The following is a 3,886-nucleotide window of genomic DNA, read 5'->3' on the forward strand; positions in this document are numbered from 1 at the left end:
GTTTGGGGCGGTGAGGGGCTGCGGGCTCGGATAGTGGAGGGGTTCGGCGGGCAGCTTGGGCTTGGCGGTGCGGCCAGGGCTAATGCGGGCGGCGGAGCGGGAGCGGCGGAGCAGCGCAGGCTCGAGTCCCGGACTCGGCGGACTGGCCGCGCGGCGAGGACGGGGCGAGGGGCCGCAGGCCCCGGGTAGTGGGCAGGTCCAGCGGGCGGCTCCGGCTTGGTGACGCGATTCGGGCTAATGCGAGCGGTGGAGCAGCGCAGGCTCAAATGGCGGCCTCTCCGGGGCTGGAGCGACCGAGCGGCGCGGGTTCGAGTGGCGGGTTCGGCGGAACCAAAGCGGCGAAGCCAAGCACATTCAGGTAGCTGCGCAAGGGTCGATCTGGCCCGAGGGCGCGGGCGGGGCGGATTCAGTCGTCCGACGCGAGCAGATCCGGCCAGGGTTCATCGCACGGTGCCGATCGGCACTCCCCCGAAGCGAAGTTCCGGCTGCTCGCCACCAGCAACGTTCACCTGCCTGACTCGACTCATTCAGTCCGGGCGCGACTCGGGCTTGTCGTCTCACAGGAGCCGCAGCTGTTCGGCCTCCCCTGCTCGTTGCTCCGGTACCGCAGTCCCGGTCCCCTCCGCCGGGTCCGGCTCCGGCCGGGTTTCCGCATGCGCCCGAGGCGCCCGCGGATCCAGCCCGTGCCGTCGCAGCAGCGGGCCCACTACGGTCGCCAATCGCTCTCGGTAGCCGCGGTCGACGTAGCTTCCTCGTGCGTACAGGCGGCGGTATCGAGGCGCCAGCGCCGGATACTCCCGTTTCAGCCACTCGGCGAACCACTCCCGCGCGCCTGGTCGGAGGTGCAGCGGCAGCACCGTGACTCTCGTCGCTCCGGCTTCGGCGAGTTGGGCGAAAAGCGGGTCGAGGGCTTCGGGCGAATCCGTCAGGTACGGCAGCACTGGCGCGACCATCACCGAGCACGGCAGCCCGGCATCGGCGGCCTTGCGGATCAGGTCCAGTCGGGCGCGCGGGGTTGGGGTGCCGGGTTCCAGGCGGCGTTGCAGGTCGCCGTCCAGAAGGGCCAGCGACACCGCCAGGTGGACCGGGACGTCCTTTCCCACCGATTCCAGCAGCGGCAGGTCCCGGCTCAGCATGGTGCCCTTGGTGAGGATCGACAGCGGCGTCCCGGAGTCGGCGAGTGCGCGGATGATCCCGGGCATCAACCGGTAGCGGCCTTCGACCCGCTGGTACGGGTCGGTGTTCGTGCCCATCGCGACCGGTTCCCGTTGCCAGCTCGGCCGTTTCAGTTGTGCGGTCAGCACTTCCGGGGCGTTGACCTTGACGACGACCTGCGTGTCGAAGTCCCGGCCGGCGTCGAAGTCCAGGTACGTGTGGGTGTTCCGGGCGAAGCAGTTGTGCGACACCATGCCGTCCGCGATGAAATCGCTCGTGCCGGTGGTGATGTCGAACAGCGGCAACTCCAGTCCCAGCGGCGCGATGCTCGTGACCGTGCGCCGGACGCCGCCGATTACGGTGCCGTCCAGGGAGCGTTTCCATTCGACTGCCGGGTCGACCAGGTGCAGGAACCGCAGCACCTCGCCGGTTCCGCCGGTGAGCCGGGCTTGCCTGCGGCCGGGGTGCTGGCGGTGGCCGACAGTGTCGTAGCTGAACGAGAACCGATCCAGTGCGGCGAACAGCATGTCCACCACTTCGTTCTCGTCGTGTGCGATGGAGAGCGTGCCGCGCCGGTAACCGCCGGCGAGGTCGAACAGTCCGGCCAGGAATCCGCGCGCCCAGTGGGCGTCCGGTTCGCGCGGGATCCGCATGAAGCCCACCGACGAGCCGAAATCCGGCAGGTATGCCAGCGCTCGCGCGGCCGCGTCCGATTCCGCGGCGAAACCGCCTGAACGCAGCATTCCGCACAGGTAGCCGGCGCGGTATCCGAGCGTGTCGTCCGGCGTGCGCGCGAACCGGCCGGCACCGACGAGTTCCGTGCCGGGTTCCAGGTGCGGCCGTTGCGCGGTGCCGAGTTTGCTGCCGGTGACGTACTTCCAGCCGCGCGCGCTGAGGAACCGGTGATCCGGCCCGGCGACGATCCGCGTGCCGTCGTCGAGCGTGACCCGGTACGCCGGGCGCACCGTGGTCCAGTGCGCGAGCACCTCGGTGGGCACGAACCTGCGCGCGACGCCGTGCCCGCGCGTGCCCATGATCCGGTCGCCCACGCGCAGCTCGGCGATCGGCTTCGCGCGGCCGTCAGCCATCAGCACCGGCGTGTCGCCTTCGAGGCAGTACGTGCACGCATGCGAACACCCGCGATACGGATTGACCGACCACCGGAACGGCACCGCGGACGACTCCGGCACCCGGTTCAGCACGGACCGGGCGCGCACCTCGTGGAAGGTGACACCGCCGAACTCCGGCGCCCGCACCGAGCGCACGACATCCCCGAAGGCACCGAGACCGGGGAGTGCCGGCTCCTCCTTCCCCGCTCGCAACTGTTCCCAACGCACCCCAACAGTCGAACACATGTTCTAAAGCCGTGTCAAACATATGTTCGAACACCCCTCGAACGAGTCACGCGGCGGGCTTGCCCGCTCGAAAACCAGCGGAGCTGAACGCGCAGGTCGGACAACGTTCGCGCATGAGTACCAGCCGCTGACCGACGACCTGGGCGGCTACCGCGAGGAGGGACCGACGTACGACTTCGCCTTGCGCGCCCACCGCCAGCAGGTGCTGGACGGACTCCAGACGTTGTTCGGACGCACCCTGGCGAGGGAGAGCGCCGCACCCGGCGAAGCACCGCTGCTCACGCTGTTCGCCAGCACCGTCAAGTCCTGTCTGGCCCTGCGGGTGCCCTGGTCGGACTGCCTGGAGGCGAGGCTGATCCACTGCAGGCTGAACGAGGCGGGCGCGGGCGTGCGGGTCTGCGAGAGGTCCGAGCGCGTCTCACAGCTGGACGTCGGAGTGGACGACACCCCGCCCAGCAGCCTCGACTATCCATGGGACGTCGAGAACTGCTGAGCGGGGCGGCAGCCTCAGGCGGAGAAGCGTGCCAGGGCGCGGATCTTGTTCGTCGCGTCGAGGGCCGCCACCTTGTACGCCTCGGACAGCGTCGGGTAGTTGAAGACCGCGTCCACCAGGTAATCCACCGTCCCGCCGCAGCCCATCACCGCCTGTCCGATGTGCACGAGATCAGTCGCACCGGTGCCGAATACGTGTACTCCCAGCAATTTTCGGTCCGCTGTCGACACCAGCAGCTTCAACATCCCATAGCTGTCCCCGGAAATCTGGCCGCGTGCCAGCTCGCGGTAGCGCGCGATGCCGACCTCGTACGGCACCGACGACGACGTCAGCTGTGCCTCGGTCGCGCCGACATACGAGATCTCCGGGATCGTGTAGATCCCGATCGGCTGCAACGCGCCGATGTCGTTCGCCGGTTCGCCGAACGCGTGGTACGCGGCGAGCCTCCCCTGGTCCATCGACGTCGCCGCCAGCGCCGGGAAGCCGATCACGTCGCCGACCGCGTACACGTGCTCGACGGGCGTCCGGTAGTGCTCGTCGACCTCCAGCCTGCCGCGCTTGTCCGCGCTGAGGCCCGCGTTTTCCAGCGCCAGCGCGCCGGTCATGCCCTGCCGTCCGGCCGAGTACATCACCGCGTCCGCCGGGATGCGCTTGCCGCTGACCAGCGTCGTCACGGTGGCGTCGTCGGAGACCGCGACGTTCGCGACCTTCTCCCCGAACCGGAACGTGACGCCGAGGTCGCGCAGCTGGAACTTCAGCGATTCCACGATCTCCGGGTCGCAGAAGTCGAGCATCTGGTCGCGCTGCTCGACCACGGTCACCCGCGAGCCGAGCGCGGCGAACATCGACGCGTACTCGAAGGCGATCACGCCCGCGCCGACCA

Annotated in this window: 3 protein-coding genes; 1 reads left to right on the top strand and 2 read right to left on the bottom strand. The window is 69.4% G+C overall.

The features are described 5' to 3' along the window. Window positions 1-557: 557 nt before the first annotated feature. Complete coding sequence (locus D0D37_RS46020; RefSeq protein WP_208720576.1) at window positions 558-2,492, bottom strand: intein-containing Rv2578c family radical SAM protein; 1,935 nt, start codon at window positions 2,490-2,492, stop codon at window positions 558-560. Window positions 2,493-2,532: 40 nt separating this feature from the next. On the opposite strand from D0D37_RS46020, the gene D0D37_RS46025 reads away from it, so the two are divergent. After that, entirely contained in the window at window positions 2,533-3,003 is a 471-nt protein-coding gene (locus D0D37_RS46025; protein WP_116206857.1) for a hypothetical protein, read from the top strand. 14 nt (window positions 3,004-3,017) lie between these two features. Here the strand turns inward: D0D37_RS46025 and D0D37_RS46030 are convergent. Next, a partial coding sequence (locus tag D0D37_RS46030; RefSeq protein ID WP_162834817.1) for an FAD-dependent oxidoreductase occupies window positions 3,018-3,886 on the bottom strand: 869 nt, incomplete at its 5' end.

This window comes from Amycolatopsis circi, assembly GCF_003385235.1.
GTDB lineage: Bacteria > Actinomycetota > Actinomycetes > Mycobacteriales > Pseudonocardiaceae > Amycolatopsis > Amycolatopsis circi.